This window comes from Sphingopyxis sp. OAS728, assembly GCF_014873485.1.
GTDB lineage: Bacteria > Pseudomonadota > Alphaproteobacteria > Sphingomonadales > Sphingomonadaceae > Sphingopyxis.
Genome location: NZ_JADBDT010000001.1, coordinates 3,248,327 through 3,269,614, shown reverse-complemented (window position 1 = coordinate 3,269,614; position 21,288 = coordinate 3,248,327). Strand labels below are relative to the sequence as shown.

Sequence of the window (21,288 nt, the reverse complement as noted above, 5' to 3'; positions counted from 1 at the left end):
AATTGGAGGCCCGAGCCGGAATCGAACCGGCGTGCGCGGATTTGCAGTCCGCTGCGTCACCACTCCGCCATCGGGCCTCATGCCAAATTACCACATCCCTTTGGGACGGGCCGGGTGTTGGACGGCGCCGCTAGTGAGGGGCTTTGGCTGGCTTGTCAAGGATTCGCCCAAGCCATGTCATCCGACACGCCGGATACCGCGCGATGAGGGTTGGCGGCATCCCCATTGACAGCTATGCGCGGCGACAATGCGGCTGCGGGGCTGTATTACTATTGCAATACAGCATTGCTTCGGCTAAAGCTGCCCCGCAAAGGTTCATATTCCAGGGAATTGGAAAAGGCTGATGGCGACGAAGTTTAGCGAAATCACGACGGCAGAGATGCGCTCTGCCATGATCGACAGCCAGCTCAGGACCAACGACGTCATCGACCCTGCTGTCATCGGCGCGATGGCTGCGGCACCGCGCGAGGCGCATGTGCCCGCCGCGCTCGCCAGCGTCGCCTACATGGACCGCGCGATCGCGCTGGGACATGGCCGCGTCCTGAACGCACCGCTGGTTACCGGCCGCATGCTCGTCGCCGCGGCGATCCGTCCCGGCCAACGCGTGCTGCTGGTCGGCAGCGCGACGGGCTATACCGCCCGCCTGCTCGCGCTGCTCGGCGCCGAAGTTCACGCTGTCGAGGAACAGGACGCGTTGATGGCCACTGCGCAGGGCGCGATCGTCCATGACAATATCCACTGGGTTGCCGGCCCCTTGGCCGCAGGTGCACCGGGTGCCGCGCCGTTCGACCGCATCATCATCGAAGGCGCGATCGAAACTTTGCCGGACGCTCTCATTGCGCAGCTCGCCGACGGCGGCCGGCTGGTGGCGGCGCGGCGCGAAGGCGCGGTGACGCGGCTCGTCGAGGGCGTGAAGGCCGGCGGCGCAGTCGCGCTGCGCAGCTTTGCCGACATGGACGTCGCGCCCTTGCCGGGCTTTGCCGCACCGGCGGGCTTCCAGTTTTAAGACCATTTTCTTCCTGTTGCGGGGCTGACATCTTTATGAATGACAACGATAAGAAACAGCCCCGTCGCCGGTCCAGCTGGCTCGCCGGCCTCGGGATCGGTGCGCTGATCTTGCCCGCGGCGGCGCAGGCCGAAACATTGCAGGGCGCGTTGGCCAAGGCCTATGAAAATAACCCGACGCTGACCGGCGCTCGCGCGGGACAGCGCGCGAATGACGAGAATGTACCGATCCAGAAGAGCTTCGGCCTTCCCGAGGTCAACACCCGCGCCGACTACGAAGAAAATATCATCACCCCGGGCAACAGCTTCAACTCGCCGATGCGCTCGATCACGGGGTCGGGCCAGTTGTCGGTGCCTATCTATCAGGGCGGTGCGGTCCGCAATGCCGTGCGCGCCGCCAAATTTCGCGTCGAAGCCGGGCAGGCCGACCTTCGCGCGACCGAAGCGAGCGTTTTTTCGCAGACCGTCGGCGCTTATATGGACGTCATCCGCGATCAGGCGATCGTCCAGCTCAACCAGAAGAATGTCTCGGTCCTGCGCACCAATTTGCAGGCGACGAGCGATCGTTTCGAGATCGGCGACCTGACGCGCACCGACGTCGCCCAGTCGGAGGCGCGGCTCGCGCTCGCCGAAGGCGATCTGCGCAACGCCGAGGCGAACCTGATCGGCAGCCGCGAATCCTATATCCGGCTCGTCGGCGACGCGCCGACCGACCTGCAGGCGCCGCCGGCGCTGCCGAACCTGCCCGCGAACGCCGAGGAAGCCGTGGCGATCGCGCTGACCAACAACCCCGACATCGAAGCGGCGAATCAGCTGGTCAATGCGTCGAAGGCCGATATCGGCGCCGCGAAGGCATCGCGCGCACCGAAGCTCTCCGCGACGCTCAGCGGCAATTATAACAATTACCTCGGCTCGCTGAACAGCGGCGTCACCGGCGTCGGCGTGACGCAGGAAACCTCCGCCGCCGCTGCAGGCGTTTCGGTAACGCTGCCGATCTTCACCGGCGGGCGCCGCTCGGCGCAGGTGCGCCAGGCGCAATCGCGCGGCAGCCAGGCGATCGAGCAATATGTCGAAACCGAACGCGGCGTGATCGCACAGACGCGGGGCGCGTATGCCGCGTGGCAGGCAAACGAACGGATCATCACCGCAACGCAGCAGGCGGTGAGCGCCAACGCGCTCTCGCTGGAGGGCGTACGCGCCGAAAACAGCGTCGGCACGCGGTCGATCCTCGACATTTTGAACGCCGAACAGGAATATCTGAACACGCAGGTCCAGCTCGTGTCGGCGCAGCGCAACTCCTATGTCGCCGCCTTCTCGGTTCTCGCCGCAATGGGCAAGGCCGAAGCGCGCGACCTCGGCATCGGTGGCGGCGCGCTTTACGATCCCGAAGTCAATTACAAGCGCGTGCGAGGCGAGATCTGGGATTGGGCCGACGATCCGGAGCCGCAGCAGGTCGCGACCGACACGCGCGCCGTCCCGGCGGCAACCGCCAGCGTACCCGTCGGCCCGCCCTCGCTGACGCCACAATAAAGCTTGGCGAATCGCCCCGCAAATCGGTAAGGGAACGGTTAACCATCCGGTAATCGCGATGGTTTAGGGGGTTGGGTTATGGGCGATATGTCGCGGGAACCTTCGATGGAAGATATCTTGTCGTCGATTCGGCGCGTAATCGCTCGTGACGAGGCGCCCGGTTCGGCGCGCGAAATCCGCGTCCCCGAAGCCGACGACATTCTCGACCTCCAAGACGAGGAGGATTCGGCCGAAGCCGCGCCCGCCGCCGAAGAGCTTGTCTCCGAAGCCAGCGCCGACGCCGCGCGCCAGTCGCTCGAAGCGCTGACCGCTGCCGTCGCACCCGCCGTTGCCGCCGCGACCGTCACCGCACCGACCGTTGCCGGCCGCACGATGGAGGATGTCGTCCTCGACGCGCTCCGCCCGATGCTCAAGGAATGGCTCGACGCCAATCTGCCCGCGCTCGTCGAGACGATGGTGGCCAAGGAAATCCGCAGGATTACGAACAAGCAGGGCTGATTAGCCCGCCCAATCCTCCAGCAGGTAGCGCGCGATCGCCAGCGGCGGCGGAGCCATGAAGGGCGCGCCCATGTCGCCGGCGAGCGCCGCGCGCACCTCGGCCTTGTCGACCCACATCGCCGCCTCGATCTCGGTCGTATCGAGCGTCAGCGCGGGGTCTTTCGCGACCGCACGGCACCCGATCATCAGCGACGAAGGGAAGGGCCAGGGCTGGCTCGCGACATAAGTCACGTCCGAGACGCGGATGCCCGCCTCCTCGAACAATTCGCGCGCGACCGCTTCCTCGAGCGATTCGCCGGGTTCGACGAACCCCGCGAGCGCCGAGAAGAAGCCCGGCGGGAAACCGCCCTGCCGCCCGACGAGCACGCGTCCGTCGCATTCCGCCAGCATGATCACGACGGGGTCGACGCGCGGGAAATGCTCGGCATTGCAGCTGCCGCAGCGCCGCCCCCAGCCGCCGCGAAACAGCGCGGTCGGCGATCCGCACACCGCGCAGAACCGATGCCGCGCGTGCCAGTCGACAAGGCTGCGCGCACCGCCATACAGCGCCGCATCGGCCCCTGACAGCAAGGGCAGCAACCGCATCACCGTGCGCGACCGCGCGTCGATGCGCGCGCCCTGCGCAGCCTCACGAACGAAATGCGGGATTCCCGCGGCGTCGATGCCAAGCAGCATCAGCGCGCGATCATCGGCCGCGTCGAGCGGCTCCCACGAGAGACCGCCGCCCTCGCCCGGCACGAAGTCGATGCCGTCGAGGACGAGGCACACCGCGCGCGGATCGGCGCTCGCGGCGGCAAAGGCTTCCGCATTCGTCCGCAATTGATCGGCACGGTCGAGCCACGCGCCGGTGAAACCGAGCGGCAAAGGCATCAGCGCGTCACATCCTGGAAGAAGGTCTCGCCGAACTTGCCCTGGAACGACACCGCGTCGGGCGGCATGATCTGCGTATAGCCCGCCGCGCGATAGCCGAGCCCGCGATGCACAAAGCCGATCGTGCCCGCAGCGCCCGCCCAGCCGAAAATCCCCTCGCCGCCCGGCGAGCTTGGCAGCGACACGCGCCCGCCCGCGCCGAAGCCCTGCCCGTCGATGAACGTCCCCTTGCGGTCGACGCTGTCGGCGAGGAGGTTGGACATCGCAAGCCGCGCCGTCTCGCGCTTCATCACGCGCACGCCCCCGGTTTCGCCTTCACCGAGCAGCATCGCGAGGAAGCGGTCGTAATCGCGCGCGCTCGACACCAGCCCGCCGCCGCCGAACGGATAGGGCGGCGGGTCGAGATAGATCGAGCTCGCCGCGGGATCGAAGGGGATCAGCGCGCCGCCGAACGGCGCATAATTGCTGGTAAAGCGCCCGACATCCTTCGCCGCGACCATGAAGCTCGTGCTCGTCATGCCGAGCGGGTCGAACAACCGCGCCTTCAGGAAAGCATCGAACGCCTGCCCCGACACGACCTCGATCAACCGCCCCATCAGGTCGAGCCCGATCGAATAGCTCCACTTGGTGCCGGGCTCGTAGACAAGCGGCAGCGCTGCGAGCCGGTCGGCCATGACCGCAAGGCTCGGCGCGGGGGTTACCGGCGCGAAACCGGGGATCGGCAGCCGGCTCGCCTGCCCGCCGACGATACCATTGTCGTCATAGGCCTTTTTGATCGGCCCCTTCTGGATGATATTGTAACCGAGCCCCGCGGTGTGGGTGAGCAGCTGGCGCACCGTAATCGGGCCCTTCGCGGGACGCACGTCGGTGATCGACCCGTCGGGCACATTCTGCACCTTCATATTCGCAAAGGCGGGCAGGAAATCGGCGATCGGCTGGTCGAGCTTCATCTTGCCGTCCTCGATCAGCAGCATCGCCGCGATTCCGGTGACGGGCTTGGTCATCGAATAGAGGCGCCACAAAGTGTCGGGCCCGACGGGCGTCGCCGAATCGTTCGACTGCACCCCGGCGCCGAAAAACACTGCCGCCTCCTGCCCCTTGCCGATCGCGGCGAGCGTACCCGCGAGTTCGCGGCGGTCGACGAAGCCTTTGATAAACGCATTGGTCGCGGGATAGAGCGCGGCGCCGTCGACCTTCCACGCCAGTGCGGCGCGCGGCAGCAGCGCCCCTGCACCCGCCAGCGCCATTCCGCCCATCAGCGCGCGGCGCGACACCATCATATTCATGCATCTCTCTCCAGCATCTTGTCGGTCAGCTTGCGATAGAGCGTCGGCAGCCCCGCCGCGTCAAGCTCCGCAATCGGCCACCATTCGCCTTCCGCTGCGGCATCGGGGGCGCCGCGTCGCACCAAGGCGAGCGTCAGGTCGAAATGGGTGAAGCCATGGTCGACGCTGACGATGCCCGACTCGGACGGCGTATCGCTCCAGTCGCCCCCCGGAAGCGCACGCATCCCGCCGAGCATGCCCTTGTCGGGCCGGCGGACGAGCCACAGCTTGCCGTCCCGCTCGATCCAGTGCGCGAGCCCGTGGCGATGCGGCTTCGCTTTCTTCGGCGGCTTGACGGGCAGGCGCTCGATATCGCCCCGCCCCCGCGCGCGGCAGTCGGCCATCAGCGGGCAGATGGCGCAAGCGGGCGCACGCGGCGTACAGACCGTCGCGCCAAGATCCATCAACGCCTGCGCAAAATCGCCCGGGCGGTCATCGGGCACCAACGGTTCCAGCACCGCGCGGATCTCGCGCTTCGCCATCGGCAGCGGCGTTTCGATCAGCCGGTGGCGCGCGATCACGCGCTCGATATTGGCATCGACGACAACCGCCGGACGCCCGAAGGCGATCGCCGCAACCGACGCCGCGGTATAATCGCCGATCCCGGGCAGCGCGCGCAGCCCCGCCTCGCTGTCGGGAAAGCGCCCGCCATGCTTGCGAACGACCTCGCGCGCGCAGGCGAGCAAGTTGCGCGCGCGGGCATAATAGCCAAGCCCCGCCCACGCCGCCATCACGTCGGCATCGTCGGCCGCGGCGAGGTCGGCGACTGTCGGCCAGCGTTCGGTAAAGCGCGCGAAATAGCCCGCGACCGCGGCGACCGTCGTCTGCTGCAGCATCACTTCGGACAGCCAGATGCGATAGGGATCGGGTTCGCCGCCGCTGCGCGGCGCGATGCGCCACGGCAGCGCGCGCGCCGACCGGTCGTACCAGCCGAGCAGTCGTTCCGCGAAATCGCTCGCCATGTCGGAAGTCTGGACGCTCACCCCCCGCCTATGGCATGGCGCCGGACATGGCGAAAGACGCGGGAGAGGATCGGCCGGCCCCCAAGGCAAAGGCGAAGCGAACGGCCAAGGCCGCAAAGGCGCCCGCGCGTCCCTATGAGCGCCCGCGCGGCGGCGAGGCGCGCATGGTCTCCGACCTCGTGCCCGAAATCGGTCGCGCGGCCTTTCGCAAATTCGGCTTTGTCCAAAGCTCGGTGGTCAGCCGCTGGCGCGAGATCGTCGGCGACAAGCTGGCCGATGTTACCCAGCCCGCGATGATCCGTTTCCCCGCGGGGCAGAAAGCCGGCGGCACGCTCCACCTGACGATCAGCGGGGCGCACGCGCCGATGCTGCAACATGTCGCGCCCGACATCATCGGCGCGGTCAACCGCTTCTTCGGCTATGCCGCCGTCGCGCAGGTCCGCATGACGCATGGCCAGGTCACCCCCGCCGCGCCCGTTCAGCCGCCGGCAATGCTGAAACCGGTACCCGCCGAACTGGGGGACAGCCTGCGCGACATCGGCGACCCGGAACTGCGCACCGTGCTCGAACGCATGGCGGCAGGACTGGCGGCGACGCCCAAGCTACCTCGCATAAGCTAAAGGAAAGACGGCCGACGATGTCCGCTTTTGACGAACCGCTTCTCGATCGCCGCGCGGCGGTGCTGGCGCTCTCGGGCGCTGCGCTCGGCCTGATCGCAGCAACCCCCGCGAAACCCACGCTCTGGTCGCAGACCGTCTCGACCACCCCGATCGGGGCCTTCCTCGTCGGCAACCCTGCCGCGAAGGTAAGGCTCGTCGAATATTTCAGCTACACCTGCCACGTCTGCGCCGACTTCGCCAAGGCGGGCACGCTGCCGCTCAAGACCGGTTATGTCGATCGCGGGCTCGTGCTGTTCGAATATCGCAACCTCGTGCGCGATCCGGTCGACATGACCGCCGCGCTGCTCGCCCGGTGCGGCGGGCCCAAGGCGTTCGCGGGCAATCATCAGGCACTCTTCGCCAATTTCCCCGCACTGATCGCCAAGATCCAGAAGGCGACCGAGGCGCAGAAGACGAGCTGGTTCGAAGGCACCACCGGCGAGCGCGCGCGGAAGATCGCCGCCGGCACCGGCCTTACCGCGCTGATGCGCGCGCGCGGCTATACGCAGGCGCAGATCGACGCCGCGCTCGACAGCGAAGTGGCGCAGGCCGAACTCACCGGTATGACGAACATCGGCCTCAACGCCGACCGCGTCGAAGGCACGCCGAGCTTTTTCGTCAATGGCCGCAACGCCGGCGTCACCGCTTGGCCTGCGCTCAAATCGAAACTCGACCTCGCGATCAAGGCCGCCTAAAAGCCCCGCATTCCCGTTTCCGTGGAGAAAGAAAAAGATGAACGCATCGCTTCGTATCGCCCTGTTGTCGTCGCTTGGCGCGCTCGCCCTCGCCGGTTGCGGCGGCGGCGCGGATGATCCCGCCAAGGAACAGGACGTGGTTGCCAAGGTCGCGCCCCCCGCCGGCAAGAGCTGGTCGCAGGTCGTGCGCGTCGACGGCGACGGCGTCGTGATGGGCAATCCCGACGCGCCGATCAAACTCGAAGAATATGGCGCCTTCACTTGCGGCCATTGCGCGAAATTCGCGCAGGATTCGCACGAAGAACTGAAGCGCGATTTCGTCGACACCGGCCGCGTCTCGTACAAGCTGACCCCGTTCATGCTCCACCCGGTCGACGCCATCTCGGGCGCGATCGTCAAATGCGCCGGCCCCGACCGCTTCTTCCCGCTCGCCGACGCGACCTTCCTCGAGCATGAAGCGTTCATCGCTGGCGCGTCGAAGCCGCAGCCGGGGATCGAGGACGCCATGAAACTGCCCCCCGCGCAGCGCTTCGTCGCGCTCGCCAAGGGCTGGGGTATCGATCAATTCTATCAGCAGCGCGGCGTTCCCGCCGCGACGATACAAGCGTGCCTCTCCAAGGTCGAAAATGTCGAGGCGATCGAAAAGGGCACCAACGCCGGGGTCGAGAAATATCAGATTACCGGCACGCCGACCTTCATCATCAACGGCAAGGTCGCCGAAGGCGTCGCCGCTTGGGGTCTACTCCGCGATCGCCTGCGCACGATGGGCGCACGCTGACCGAATTTTCCAAGGGGGGCGAGTTAACCTTACCCCCCTTGCGACTCCCCCCGCTGCGCGGCATGACGGCTGCATGGGGGATATGTGACGACAAGGTTGCACCGGCTCCGATTCGATGAGCTGCACGGGGGCGTTCCGTGCAGATAAAACGGCTGCGCCTGACCGGTTTCAAAAGCTTCGTCGAACCCACTGAACTGCGCATCGAGCCCGGGCTGACCGGCGTCGTCGGCCCGAACGGCTGCGGCAAGTCGAACCTGCTCGAAGCGATTCGCTGGGTGATGGGCGAATCCTCCGCCAAATCGATGCGCGGCGGCGGGATGGAGGATGTGATCTTCGCCGGCACCTCGTCGCGCCCCGCGCGCGACTTTGCCGAGGTCGCGCTCCATTGCGACACCGAGGGCGCACTCGTCGCCGGCCTGTCGGACGCCGCCGACGGCGACGACCTCGAGGTCATCCGCCGCATCGAGCGCGGCGCGGGCAGTGCCTATCGCGCCAATGGCCGCGACGTGCGCGCCAAGGATATCGCACTGATCTTCGCCGACGCCGCAACGGGTGCGCATAGCCCCGCGCTCGTCAGCCAGGGCAAGATCGCCAATGTCATCGCCGCCAAGCCGACCGACCGCCGCGCGATGCTCGAGGAAGCCGCGGGGATCGCCGGGCTCCATGTGCGCCGCAAGGACGCCGAGCAGAAGCTGCGCGCAACCGAAACCAACCTCACCCGCCTGTCCGAAATCGTCGCCGATATGGAGGTGCGCGCCAATGCGCTGCGTCGGCAGGCGCGCGCAGCCGAGAAATACAAGAAGCTCTCGGACGATATCCGCATATACGAGGGGCGGCTGATCTACGCCCGCTGGCGCGATGCCGCCGCCGCCGCCGATCAGGCACGCCGCGACGCCGATGCCGCCGAAGCCGCGGTCAAGACCGCGCAGGACGAGCTCGAAACGATATCGAAGGCGCAGACCGAGGTTGCGACACGCGTCGCCGCGGCGCGCAGCGATGCGCAGGCGCAGCGCGATGCGCTGGCCGAGGCGACCGCAACCCAAGTGCGCTTGCAGGGCGAGGAGCGCGCGGCGCTCCAGCGGCTCGACGATCTGGCGACGCAGCAACGGCGCATCGCCGACGACCGCGCGCACGAGGGCGAGCTTGCACGGGAGGCGCATGCCGCGTTGACCGCGCTCGACACCGAAACAAAATCGCTGGCGCAGGAGATCGCCGGCCATGATGCGGGCAAGGCCGCGCTCGCCGAAGCGAACCTCGCCGCGCAGGCGCGCCTCCGCGATGCCGAAGTCGCGCTGGCGCAGGCTCGCGCCAAGGCGGCGAGCGAAGCCGCCGACCGGCGGATCGCCGTGTCGGCGCGCGACAGTGCCGAGGCGGCCGTGCGGCGCGTGGCCCAGGACAAGGCGCGCGTCGATGCCGAGGTTGCCGCGCTAGGCGACAGCAGAGCGCTCGCCGCAACGCATGCCGACAGCGTGAAAGCAGCCGAGGCGGCCGAAGCCGCGATCGGCGCCGCCGAAAATGCGCTGCAGGAGGTCGAGGCCGATCGCGAGGCGACCGCCGCAGACCTCGCCGGCATCGAAGCCGGTCTCGCCGAGGCGCGCGCCGCGCTCGCTGCGCTGGAGGGCGAGGCGTCGACGCTCGAACGCGCGCTTGCCGCAGCGCGCAGCGATGCCGACCGCATCCTCGACCAGCTCCGCGTCGCGCCGGGCTATGAAGCCGCGCTCGCCGCCGCGCTCGGCGACGATCTCGACGCCGGGACCGACCGGGACGCCGCGCGCAGCTGGGGCGGCGCCGATGCGACAAAGGATGACCCGTCGCTGCCCGCCGGCACCGGGCCGCTGGCCGAATATGTAAAGGCCCCCGCCGCGCTGGCGCGCCGTCTCGCGCAGGTCGCGGTCGCCGACGCCGATACGGGCCAGCCGCTTGCGGTCGGCCAGCGCCTCGTCACCTTGGACGGCGTGATGCGCCGCTGGGACGGCTTCGTGACGCGCGGCGACGGCGCCACGGCGACCGAGCGGCTGCAACGGCAGAACCGCCTCGACGAACTCGCGGCGCAGCGTCCGCAGGTCGAACTCGGCGTGCAGGATCTGCGCGACCGGCGCGATGCCGCCGCCGCCAAGGCCTCGGCCCTGACCGAAGCCGCCGCCGCCGCGCGCAAGGCGCTGGCGCAGGCCGATGAAGCGCGCCGCGCCGCGCTGCGCGCCGCCGATCAGGCGCAGGCCGCGCTCGACCGCCATCGCGACGCCGCCGCGCTCTTCGACCGCCGCCTCGCCGAAATCGCCGACGCCGCAAAGGAAGCCGCCGACGCGCTCGCCGTGCAGGAAGCCGCGCTCGCTGCGCTGCCCGACGACAGCATCGCCCGCGCCGCGCTCGATGCCGAAGAGCAGGCCGCCGAACGCGCACGGACCGACGCGAACACCGCGCGCGATGCCCTTGCCGCGCACGAGCGTACGCTTGCATCGCTCAGCGAGCGGCAAGCGGTCGTCAGCGCCGAGATCAAGAGCTGGAAGGCGCGCGCGGGCGAGGCCGCGCGCCGCGTGACCGAAATGGACAAGCGCGCCGAAGCGCTCGCCGACGAAGCCGCCAAGCTCGCCGACGCCCCGGCGAAGCTTGCCGAACAGCGCGCCGCCGCCGAAGCGCAGCAAGCGGCGCTGCGCGAGAAGGTCGCCGCCGCCGAGGCGCAGGAGCGCGCCGCCGAGGCCGCGCTGCGCGAAGCCGAAACCGCGCTCAATGCCATCCGCGAACGCGTCGCCGCCGCACGCGAAACCCGCGCGGGCGCCATCGCGCGCTCCGAAAATGCCGAGCAGCGTCGCATCGAAATGGGCCGGCTGTCGGGCGAGCGCTTCGAATGCCCGCCGCCGCTGCTCCCGCAAAAGGCGGGGTTCGACGGCGATACGGTCAGCGATGCCAATGCCGAATCGGCGCAGCACGACCGGCTCGTCGCCGACCGCGAACGGCTCGGCCCCGTCAACCTCGTCGCCGCCGACGAGCTCGCCGAACTCGACACCGAGCGCGAGAAGAACGCCGCCGAGATCGAGGAACTGACGCAGGCCGTCCACCGCCTCCGCGGCTCGATCGGCAACCTCAACCGCGAGGGCCGCGTCCGCCTGCTCGCGGCGTTCGAGGCAGTGAACACCCATTTCCAGCGGCTGTTCACGACCTTGTTCAACGGCGGGCAGGCGCATCTCGAACTCGTCGATTCGGACGACCCGCTCGAGGCCGGGCTTGAAATCATGGCGCAGCCGCCGGGCAAGCGCCTCGGTACGCTCACTCTGTTATCGGGCGGCGAACAGGCCTTGACCGCAGTGGCGCTGATCTTCGGCCTCTTCCTCACCAACCCCGCGCCGATCTGCGTCCTCGACGAAGTCGACGCGCCGCTCGACGACGCCAATATCGAGCGTTTCTGCGACCTGCTCGACCGCATGGCCCGCGAAACCAACACGCGCTACCTGATCGTCACGCACAATGCGGTGACGATGGCGCGGATGCACCGCCTGTTCGGGGTCACGATGGTCGAACGCGGCGTGTCGCGCCTCGTGTCGGTCGACCTCGGCGGCGCTGAGGAATTGCTCGCGGCCGAATAAGGTTAGGGCGCCATGCCCACGACGAGCATCGCCGCGAAAATCAGCAGCCCCGCAAAACGATTGCTACGAAACTTCGCCAGCGCATCCTCGCCATTCGCCGGGTCGAGCGTCACCACCTGGCCCGTCAGATGCACCGCGGCGGGCAGCAGTGCGACCAGCACCAGCGGATCGGGCCGCACCGCCCACAGCGCGCCGCCCCAGCATGCGAGCGCGGCCGCATAGCATAAAGCGACGCCGCCCTTCACATGCCGCCCCATCGCACGCGCGCTCGACTTCACGCCGATCAGCATATCGTCCTCGATATCTTGCAGCGCATAGATGGTATCGTAGCCGATCACCCATGCGATGCAGCCGGCATAGAGAAGGGGCAGCGCCAGCCCCTCCTGCCCGCCAACCGCGACCCAAGCGACGAGCGCGCCCCAGCTGAACACCAGCCCCAGCCACGCCTGCGGCCACCAGGTGATGCGCTTCATGAAGGGATAGCCCGCGACGAGGATCAGGCTGGCGAGCGCGACGATCTGCGCCGGGCGCGGCAGCTGGAGCAGCACGAGCAGCCCGACGAGCGACAGCAGCAATGTCCACAGCAGCGCGTTGCGCACCGACACCCCCCCGCTCGCGACCGGCCGCGACGCGGTCCGCGCCACTTTCGCGTCGAGATCGCGGTCGACGATATCATTATAGACGCATCCCGCGCCGCGCATCGCGATCGCGCCGATCAGGAGCCACAGGAACAAGGGCCAGTGGCTGACCGCGCCGCCGCCGAGCGCGAGCGCCCAGGCGCAGGGCCAAAAGAGCAGCCACCAGCCGATCGGCCGGTCGAACCGCGCAAGCAGCGCATAGGGGCGTGCCGCGGCGGGCAACAACGCCACGAATCCGTGCAGCTGGCTATCGGGAGGATGGGTGGCAGTCATCTGGCGCGGGCGATAGCAGGCACGGCGCGCACGATAAATGGCCGATTGGATTTTCAAGGAGGTGGATCCCCCGATGCCGCGTTGGTTCGAATAGACGGAGCCACAGGGCGAAAGACGCGCCTTTTGCTCCTCCCTCGGCGAGAATAACCAGCGGTCCCGCAAATTTCTTGCAGCCACGCAATCTCTTGGTTGCACCCGAAATCAACAACCTGGCCGCGGAACTGTCCCATTTGGGCACGGGCGCGTCGCCACCCTCGGCCGTCCCGCGGCCCCGAAGTCCGGCCATTTACCAAATTTGAACCCTGTTCATGGAAAACAGCCACAAAGGGGGACCCACATGGCAATTTTGCGCAAGAGGATTCGCGCCCGGAGGGCCGTGGGTCCGTTCGGTAAGAATCTGTGGAAAAGCCGTGCGGGCACGGCGGCCATGGAGTTCGCCATCGTCGGACCGGCCTTCATCGCGCTGTTGCTGGCGATCATGTATACGATGTTGATCTATCTCGCACAGCAGATGCTGGAGACGACGGCCGAGGGCGCGGGGCGCCTGATGCTGACCGGCTTCGCGCAAACGACGCGAGCGCCCAACGGGACCGTCGGCCTGTCGGCGAGCGATTTCAAGACTGCGATCTGCAATGGCCTTTCGGGCACCAATCCCGCCGGCGAAACCGTCAGCACCGACGCGCTGCTGCCGCCCTTGCTATCTTGCTCGCGGCTCACGGTGCATGTGACCACCGCAACCACCTACAACGTCGCTAGCGCCACCAATTCGCCGACATTCACCTATGACAGCAACGGCGTATTGGTCTCGACGGGCGCGGGCTATAATTACCAGTCGGGCGGCAGCGGCAAGAACCGCATCATCGTCCTGCAACTGATCTACCTGTGGCCGACAGGAAAAGGCCCGCTGGGCCTGAACATGATCAACGAACCCAACGCCAATCGCAAACTCGTGGCCACCTCGGTGTTCACGACGGAGGACTACGCATGTCCCACATCGCAGCCCACATGCTGAGGCGCCTCACCCGAAACACGCGCGGCGCGGTGATCGTGGAATTCGCGTTCGCCCTGCCGGTGCTCGTGCTCATGTACACGGGCGGCGTTTATTTGTCTGACAGGGTAAGCGCCAGCCGCAAGGTGACTGTCGCGACCCGTTCGCTCGTCGACCTCGTCAGCCGGACCATGTCCCCGACGATCATTTACAACGACCCCACCAGCGCCAACGCGAGATCGCAAATGAGCGCCAGTGCCGTCGTCCTGTCACCCTATAAGCTCAACGCTGCGACCGAGCAGATTTCGCTGCTCCGGGTCTGCGATGCCACACGAGCCTATGTCGTCTGGACGCGGGCACAGACCCAAAATGTCAATGGCAGCACCGTAACCGCGACGGTCTCGAGCCATACGGCAGGCACGCTCCCGAGAAGTGAAGCGCAGACGAGCAGCAACATCGTCAACATCCCGAGCAATATGATCACTTCTGCGATGATCCCTGTTTCGCCGGACGGCACGAATGTGTGCGGAAACCTTGCCATCGGCACCAGCCAGAAGACCCAGGTCGGCACCGCCGGCGGTTGGCTGTTCATGGGCAAGATCACTTATAATTACGCGCCCTTCATCAGCTATCTCCCGATGACCAGCACGACCATGACCGACACGATCTATATGGTTCCCCGGCTTTACTAGGTGGATATATTATGACCAAAATATTTCCTCAGCTCAGCTCTGCGACGCCAAGGGCTCCGTTCCTTTCCCGGCTGAAAGCCGACCAGAAGGGCGGGGTCTACATGATCATGGGGTTTGCGATCATCCCGCTGACCTTCATCCTCGGCTTCGGGGTCGACTATGCGCGCGCCATGAGCTTGCAGACGAAGCTGAACGCCGCGGCCGATGCTGCCGCGCTGGCGGCCGTCGCCCCGGCGATGATCCTGCAGTCGAACGGGCAGTCCAGAACGGCCGCGACCAATATGTTCAATGCGCAGGCTTCGCTGGAAACGGGCTACGAGGATCTGGTTGTAAACCCCGTCGTCACGGAAGGAAGCTCCGCCTCGGGGGGAGCCGGGGCCGTGGGCTACCTGCGCAAGGCGACGGTGAGCTACAGGGCCAAGTCGATCAACATGTTCGGCGGAATATTGGGGGTCGACACGCTAACCGTAAGCGGCATCTCCTCGGCAAGCGCCGCGCAGCCGCCCAATGTCGATTTCTACCTGGTGATGGACAATTCGCCATCGATGCTGCTGCCCTCGACATCGGACGGAATCACCAGGATTATCAACGCGACCAAAAATACGACCGATACCAGTCTGCCAAACGGTTGCGCCTTTGCGTGTCACATGCAAGCATCGCACACCGACAATATATATATCAAAGACACGAACGGTCGCCACATCCTGCTATCTACAAATTATTATACAGCAAACTCCCCCAAAAAGAATGTGTTCTATCGCTGGGACAAAGCAAATAAGAGGCTGTATGACAGCAATGACAGTGCAATGAATACCTCAACCACCAAAAATGGTGTTACAACTACTGTCACATATAGCTTGGACAATTTCGACAACTCCACTGTTGTTATTAAGAAATCTACGAAGGTTGGAAATAGTGCCGCAACGACGGTCGATCTCGATTCCGGATATTGGGCCGACGGCTACTGGTTGACCCACAATTACGGCCTCATCTACGGCAGCCCCGCAAAGATTGTCCTGCGCAAGGATGACGTCGTTTCGGCGGCAACCCAGCTGATCCCGTTTGCCGCGAACCAGGCTACCCAATATCAGGTCACCTACCGCGCACAGATGTTTTCTTTCGACTGGAAGAAATCTACCAATGGCACGGCCGTCCAGACGCTGAATGCCCTGACCAACGTCAATTCGTACGGCAGCAACTTTTCGTCGCTGTTCCCCGGGGACGATTATTGGTGGAAGAATTCCGAGCCCACCAAGGGTGTTAGCAACGATGACAGGGCCACGGATGTGACCGGCATGCTCACGGTGATGAACAACATCAACACCATCCCCGCCGCGGGAACGGGCGCGCCTGGAGCAGTGCCGCAGAAAATCCTGTTTATCATCTCCGACGGCATGCTCGATCAACCGGCCAACTCGAACGGGAGCGGCCGCTATTTCGGGCCGCTGCGGGACAGCGATCTCACCTTGTGCACCGCCATCAAGGCAAAAGGAATCAAGATTGCGGTCCTTTATACGAAATATCTGCCAGAATCGCTTGTTGGCGATGCCTGGTCCCAGTCGAACATCGCTCCGTTCCTACCCCCTCCTCCTTCGCCATATGCACGGGGCAATGCGGGGAGCTCGGACCAGGTCCTCACCAAGCTGCAGAGCTGCGCATCGGTGGGCACAAATGGGGCGCCGCTGGTGCAGACCGTGACGGCCAATGACAATATCACCACGGCGCTTCAGCAGCTGTTCTCGACGGCGCTCCAGACCGCCCGATTGGTTCAGTAAAATAGCGAAGTCTGTTCGGTGCCCCGTTCGATCATGACGTGACCTTGCCGTCACCGATGTGATCGAACAGGCACCGGGCGAGCAGCATATGGGTGCACGAGGGGCCACCGTCTGCTATCGGCGCGGCATGCCCGCAACGCCCGCCTGGCCGCCCGCCAGCACGCCCCGCCTGTTTGTCGATCTCCCGCTGGGGCCCGATGCCGTCCCGGTGATCGACGGTCCCGCTGCGCATTATCTGCTCAATGTGATGCGGATGAAGGCGGGCGATCCGATCCTGCTGTTCGACAATATCAGCGGCGAATGGCTCGCGGTCGTCGCCGATGCGGCGAAACGGCAGCTGACGCTGCGCATCGAACGCCAGACCAAGGCGATCGAACAGGTTCCCGACCTCTGGCTGTGCTTCGCGCCGGTCAAGAAGGCGCGGCTCGACTGGATCATCGAAAAGGCGACCGAGCTTGGCGTCGCGCGTCTGCAGCCGGTGATCACCGAACGCACGATCGTCGAACGCGTCAAGCGCGAGCGGCTCGAGGCGCAGATCGTCGAAGCGTGTGAACAATGCGGGCGCACCGCACTGCCGACGCTGGCCGAGCCGATCAAGCTGCCCCAGCTCTTGAAGGACTGGCCGGCCGACCGCGCGCTGCTGTTCGCAGATGAGGCTGGCGGCGTTCCGCTCGCCAAGGTCGGTGCCCCGGCACCCGCGGCGATCCTGACCGGGCCCGAAGGCGGCTTTACCGACAAGGAACGCGACATGTTGATCGCTCATACGGCGGTCCGCCGCATCGCGCTCGGCCCGCGCATCCTGCGCGCCGAAACCGCCGCCATCGCCGCGATCGGGGTATGGATGGCGCAGAATGGCGACTGGTCCGGTACATAGCGTTATCCGCAATTCTGTCCCGCCTCCGAACAGAATCGCCGCCAAGTCACCGATTTTAACCGGATATTAGCTATGCGCCGCGCATAGCGGTGCCATGCAACGGCGGGACCAGAGCCGATACCGCTGGCGTGGGGGCCAGCGTTTGCAGTCTGTGCGAGTATGTCTCATGCTCGTTTGGCTGGCGTTGACGCTTGCCAGCAATCCCGCCGCCGCACAGACGACAACAAGCTACAGCAACACCACGACCGGGACGATCAGCGAAACCGCGACGACCTGCACCAGCCCGATGGTTCGGAGCTTCACGGTCGCCGCCAACGCACAGGTCACCGATGTGAATATCGGTGTTCAGTTCACGCATACCTATCGCGGCGACGTCCGCGCAACGCTCGTGTCGCCGAGCGGCACGGTGGTCAATCTGATCACCAATGTCGGGACGTCGGCGGACAATCTGAACGTCCTGTTCGACGACAGCGCGGCGGCGAGCATCACCACGCACACGACCAACGACAATACCTCCGCCGCTCCGCCCTATCAGCGCACCTTCCGCCCCGAGGGTTCGCTCGCGAGCTTCAACGGACAGGGGTCGGCGGGGACATGGCAGCTCACAATCTGCGACTCGCTCAACAGCGACAGCGGCAATTTCACGCGCACCGACCTGACGCTCTCGACGGTGCCGATCGCGCCGTCGGCCGACCTGTCGCTGACCAAGTCGGTGAGCAATGCATCGCCCGCATCGGGCGCGAGCATCAACTATGTGCTGAGCGTCACCAACGCGAGCGGCTCGGCTTTGACCGCGACCGGCGTGACGGTGCAGGACACGCTGCCCGCTGGCTTCACCTTCACCAGCGCCTCGGGTTTCGGCAGCTACAACAGCACGACGGGCGTGTGGACGGTCGGCAACAGCCCGCCGGGGACGACGCGAACATTGACGATTACCGGCACCGTCACCGCCAGCGCGGGCGCGAGCGTGACCAATGTCGCCGAGGTCAGCGCGTCGTCGGCTTTCGACTTCGATTCGACCCCCGGCAACGGCGTCGCGGGCGAAGATGATTATGACAGCGCGACCTTCACCGTATCGGGAACACGCGTCGCGGGCACCCCGCCGACGCTCGTCTGCCCGGTCGGGACGACAGTGCACGACTGGGACGGCGTCACCTGGGCTGCCGGCACGACCAGCGGCACCTATGCGCTGACCGCGATCGGCACGATGAATTTCAATATCGCCGTCGGCGGCGGCAGTTTCCTGAACAGCAGCACCTATGGCGGCCAGTCGCCGACGCGGCAGAATGTCGTCACCGGCGGCCTTTCGCCCGCGCAATTTTCGATTTTCGAGATGGTCGATCTGACCAGCCAGTCGGGCAGCGTGACCTCGACCTTCACCCTGCCCACCGCCGTCCCCGGGGCGCAGTTTCGCCTGTTCGACATCGACTATGCCGCCGGCCAGTTCGCCGACCGCGTGACCGTGACTGGCACCTTCAACGGAACGCCCGTGACCCCGACGCTCACGAACGGCATCAGCAATTATGTGATCGGCAACAGCGCCTATGGCGACGCGACGAGCGCCGACAATAGCGCGAACGGCAATGTCGTCGTGACCTTCGCGGTACCCGTCGACACGATCACCATCGATTACGGCAACCATAGCCTCGCCCCCGCTAATCCGGGGCAACAGGCGATCGCGATCCACGACGTCACCTTCTGCCGCCCGACCGCCAATCTGACGATCGCCAAGACGAGCATCGTTGTCAGCGACCCGACCAATGGCACGACCGATCCCAAGGCGATCCCCGGCGCGACGATGCGTTACTGTATCCTCGTCACCAACAATGGCAGCGGCACCGCGACCGGCATCAACATCGGCGACCCGCTGCCGACGACGACGACCTTCGTCCCCGGATCGCTGCGTAGCGGCACAAGCTGCGCGGGCGCTACGACGGTCGAGGATGATAATGCCAGCGGCGGCGACGAGAGCGATCCCTTCGGCGCGTCGATCACCGGCACCACCGTCGCCGCGACGACGCCGACGCTGACGCCCGCAAGCGCGATGGCAATCGCCTTCGATGTGATCGTCAACTGATGCGCCAACGTCCGAGCTATCTCGCGCGGCTTTGCGCGCTCGTCGTTGCGAGCTCGATGGCGCTCGCCTCGCCCGCCGCGGCGCAGCGTGTCATCGTCAACCCCTCGTTCGAATCGAACGATCCGCAGGGTCCGGGCACCGCCAATTACGAAATCTATTCGAACGGCTCGGTCGTCGGCTGGGATTCCGCCTCGGGTGAGATCGAGCTGTGGGACACGAATTTCCAGGGCGTCCCCGCCTATGCCGGGTCGGTTTTCGCCGAAATGAACGCCAATGTCCCCGGCGCGCTCTACCAGAATATCTGCATGGTCAACGGCGAGTCGATCGGCTGGACCTTTGCGCATCGCGCGCGATCGGGCGGGCCCGCGACGCAGACCGCGCGCTTCCAGATTGCGAACAGCAGCGGCACCCAGCTTCAGGCGCTCGCGACGCAATCCTCGACGATCAACAATGTCTGGAATGTCAACACCGGCTCGACGACCTACACCGGGCCGTCAGGGGTGCAGCGCGTCCAGTTCATCACGACCGACGCAGGCAGCTATGGCAATTTCCTCGACGACATCCGCATCACGCTCAATCCGTTCATCGAGCTGTCGACCACGAGTGCATCGGGGGTCGAATCGATCGCGTCGGCGAACTTGCCGACGCTGACCGTCAACGGCACTTTGTTCACCGCGCGCACCGTCAATGTCAGCATCACCGGCGGCACCGCGACGCGCGGCACCGATTATACGACCCCCAGCGGCGGCGCGAGTTTCACGGTCACCGTCCCCGCCGGCACCTATCAGAACGCCGCCGTCCCGCTCGGCATCCAGGTCATCGACGACACCGCGACCGAGGGTAGCGAGACGATCCAGATCGCACTCGGCACCGGCACCGGCTACACCGTGTCGAGCACGACCAGCTGCGGCGGCGCGGCCCGCACCGCCAGCACCTATACGATCACCGACAATGACTCGCCGGTGGTGCTCGCCAAGAGCTGGACGAACGGCATCGCGGGCGACGCCGTCGGCCTCGCGATCGCCGGCGGCGCGCTTGCCACCGCCGGCAGCTCGACCGTCGGCGGGTCGACCACGAACGCCACGGCGGTCGCCGTCCCCGGCTCGACGCTCACCCTGACCGAGGCGTTCACCACCGGCACCGCGGCCAATTACAACAGCAGCATCGAATGCCGCCGCAACAGCGACAATGTCGTCGTCGCCACGTCGGGCACGGGTCTCAGCCGCACCGTCGTCATGCCGTCGGGTACCTCGCTCACCTGCACCTGGACCAACAGCCGCAAGTCGGCGACGCTCGTCGTCCGCAAGACCTGGGTGAATGCGCAGACCGCCAACGCCGTCACCGTCGCGACGAGCGGCCTCATCAACAACGCCACGCTCTCTTCGGTCGCCAACAGCGCGAACGAGACCGACACCAACGCCGCGGTCACCGTCTACGCCGCCGAAAGCGCAGCGCTCAGCGAAAGCTTCACCGTCGGCAATGGTAGCAACTACACACAGGCCCTCGCCTGCACCGGCAATACGACTGCGCTCACGGGCAATGTGCTGACGGTCAGCCCCACCGACACCGCGATCATCTGCACCTTCACGAACAGCTATGTCGTCCCGCTTTCGATCGCGAAGACGTCGGCCGCGTACAGCGACCCGGTGAACGGCACGACCAATGCGAAAATGATCCCCGGCGGCTTTGCCGATTACAGCCTGATCGTCACCGCGCCCGCGAGCACCAGCCCGACGAACAACAGCGTCATCGTCACCGACGCGATCCCGGCGAACCTCAGCCTGTTCGTCGGCACCTATGCCCCCGGTCCCGGCCCGGTCCGCTTCACGGCCGGCAGCAGCGCGCTGACCTACGGCTTCACCAGCCTCGCCAGCACGGCCGACGATCTCGAATTCTCGAACAATGGCGGGGCCAGTTGGACCTATGTGCCGACCGCCGACGCCAATGGTGTCGACGCGGCCGTGACGCATGTGCGCGTCCGGCCCAAGGGGTCGATGGCGCCCGGATCGAGCTTCACGATCAACCTCCGCGCGCTGGTCAAATAGGGCCGCTTCAACAGCCGATTGAT

Annotated in this window: 17 protein-coding genes and 1 tRNA gene; 13 read left to right on the top strand and 5 right to left on the bottom strand. The window is 66.2% G+C overall.

The window, feature by feature from the left end:
- Positions 1 to 3: 3 nt before the first annotated feature.
- Positions 4 to 77: transfer RNA gene (locus GGC65_RS15490), tRNA-Cys, on the bottom strand.
- A gap of 266 nt (positions 78 to 343) precedes the next feature.
- Here GGC65_RS15490 and GGC65_RS15485 point away from each other — a divergent pair.
- From GGC65_RS15485 to GGC65_RS15475, 3 genes are all read left to right on the top strand, one after another.
- Complete coding sequence (locus GGC65_RS15485; RefSeq protein WP_192647980.1) at positions 344 to 1,006, top strand: protein-L-isoaspartate O-methyltransferase family protein; 663 nt, start codon at positions 344 to 346, stop codon at positions 1,004 to 1,006.
- 35 nt (positions 1,007 to 1,041) lie between these two features.
- Complete coding sequence (locus GGC65_RS15480; RefSeq protein ID WP_192647979.1) at positions 1,042 to 2,535, top strand: TolC family outer membrane protein; 1,494 nt, start codon at positions 1,042 to 1,044, stop codon at positions 2,533 to 2,535.
- A 105-nt stretch (positions 2,536 to 2,640) separates the two neighbouring features.
- Entirely contained in the window at positions 2,641 to 3,033 is a 393-nt protein-coding gene (locus GGC65_RS15475; protein ID WP_413052732.1) for a DUF2497 domain-containing protein, read from the top strand.
- Here the strand turns inward: GGC65_RS15475 and nudC are convergent, their stop codons facing one another.
- The 3 genes from nudC to GGC65_RS15460 are packed head-to-tail and all read right to left on the bottom strand — an operon-like array spanning position 3,034 to position 6,190.
- Entirely contained in the window at positions 3,034 to 3,903 is an 870-nt protein-coding gene (nudC, locus tag GGC65_RS15470; protein ID WP_192647977.1) for an NAD(+) diphosphatase, read from the bottom strand.
- On the bottom strand, positions 3,903 to 5,189 hold the full coding sequence (locus GGC65_RS15465) for a serine hydrolase domain-containing protein (protein ID WP_192647976.1): 1,287 nt from the start codon (positions 5,187 to 5,189) through the stop codon (positions 3,903 to 3,905). Before GGC65_RS15465 ends, nudC begins: the two co-directional genes overlap by 1 nt.
- Positions 5,186 to 6,190, bottom strand: a complete 1,005-nt coding sequence (locus tag GGC65_RS15460) for an A/G-specific adenine glycosylase (protein ID WP_192649563.1) — start codon at positions 6,188 to 6,190, stop codon at positions 5,186 to 5,188. Before GGC65_RS15460 ends, GGC65_RS15465 begins: the two co-directional genes overlap by 4 nt.
- Before the next feature lie 47 nt (positions 6,191 to 6,237).
- On the opposite strand from GGC65_RS15460, the gene GGC65_RS15455 reads away from it, so the two are divergent.
- From GGC65_RS15455 to smc, 4 genes are all read left to right on the top strand, one after another.
- Positions 6,238 to 6,810, top strand: a complete 573-nt coding sequence (locus GGC65_RS15455) for a DUF721 domain-containing protein (RefSeq protein ID WP_192647975.1) — start codon at positions 6,238 to 6,240, stop codon at positions 6,808 to 6,810.
- Positions 6,811 to 6,827: 17 nt separating this feature from the next.
- Entirely contained in the window at positions 6,828 to 7,544 is a 717-nt protein-coding gene (locus GGC65_RS15450; RefSeq protein ID WP_192647974.1) for a thioredoxin domain-containing protein, read from the top strand.
- Positions 7,545 to 7,581: 37 nt separating this feature from the next.
- Positions 7,582 to 8,322, top strand: coding sequence for a thioredoxin domain-containing protein (locus GGC65_RS15445; RefSeq protein ID WP_192647973.1), 741 nt, complete (start codon positions 7,582 to 7,584; stop codon positions 8,320 to 8,322).
- A gap of 137 nt (positions 8,323 to 8,459) precedes the next feature.
- Positions 8,460 to 11,903, top strand: coding sequence for a chromosome segregation protein SMC (gene smc / locus GGC65_RS15440; RefSeq protein WP_192647972.1), 3,444 nt, complete (start codon positions 8,460 to 8,462; stop codon positions 11,901 to 11,903).
- Positions 11,904 to 11,905: 2 nt separating this feature from the next.
- Here smc and ubiA read toward each other — a convergent pair whose 3' ends face one another.
- Positions 11,906 to 12,814, bottom strand: coding sequence for a 4-hydroxybenzoate octaprenyltransferase (gene ubiA, locus GGC65_RS15435; protein WP_192647971.1), 909 nt, complete (start codon positions 12,812 to 12,814; stop codon positions 11,906 to 11,908).
- Between the two features lie 337 nt (positions 12,815 to 13,151).
- Between ubiA and GGC65_RS15430 the strand changes: the two genes are divergently transcribed.
- The 6 genes from GGC65_RS15430 to GGC65_RS15405 all read left to right on the top strand — a co-directional run bounded on the left by GGC65_RS15430 (position 13,152) and on the right by GGC65_RS15405 (position 21,265).
- Positions 13,152 to 13,826, top strand: coding sequence for a TadE/TadG family type IV pilus assembly protein (locus tag GGC65_RS15430; RefSeq protein ID WP_192647970.1), 675 nt, complete (start codon positions 13,152 to 13,154; stop codon positions 13,824 to 13,826).
- Positions 13,799 to 14,494, top strand: coding sequence for a TadE/TadG family type IV pilus assembly protein (locus GGC65_RS15425; protein WP_192647969.1), 696 nt, complete (start codon positions 13,799 to 13,801; stop codon positions 14,492 to 14,494). The genes GGC65_RS15430 and GGC65_RS15425 overlap by 28 nt, the downstream gene beginning before the upstream one ends.
- A gap of 11 nt (positions 14,495 to 14,505) precedes the next feature.
- Positions 14,506 to 16,269 carry a pilus assembly protein TadG-related protein gene (locus GGC65_RS15420; RefSeq protein WP_192647968.1) on the top strand — a complete coding sequence of 588 codons (1,764 nt, stop codon included), beginning with the start codon at positions 14,506 to 14,508 and terminating at the stop codon, positions 16,267 to 16,269.
- A 127-nt stretch (positions 16,270 to 16,396) separates the two neighbouring features.
- A complete protein-coding gene (locus GGC65_RS15415; protein ID WP_192649562.1) occupies positions 16,397 to 17,143 on the top strand; it encodes a 16S rRNA (uracil(1498)-N(3))-methyltransferase in 747 nt (248 codons plus the stop codon).
- Between the two features lie 166 nt (positions 17,144 to 17,309).
- Complete coding sequence (locus GGC65_RS15410; protein ID WP_192647967.1) at positions 17,310 to 19,220, top strand: proprotein convertase P-domain-containing protein; 1,911 nt, start codon at positions 17,310 to 17,312, stop codon at positions 19,218 to 19,220.
- A complete protein-coding gene (locus GGC65_RS15405) occupies positions 19,220 to 21,265 on the top strand; it encodes a beta strand repeat-containing protein (protein WP_192647966.1) in 2,046 nt (681 codons plus the stop codon). The genes GGC65_RS15410 and GGC65_RS15405 overlap by 1 nt, the downstream gene beginning before the upstream one ends.
- The last annotated feature ends 23 nt before the right edge of the window (positions 21,266 to 21,288 follow it).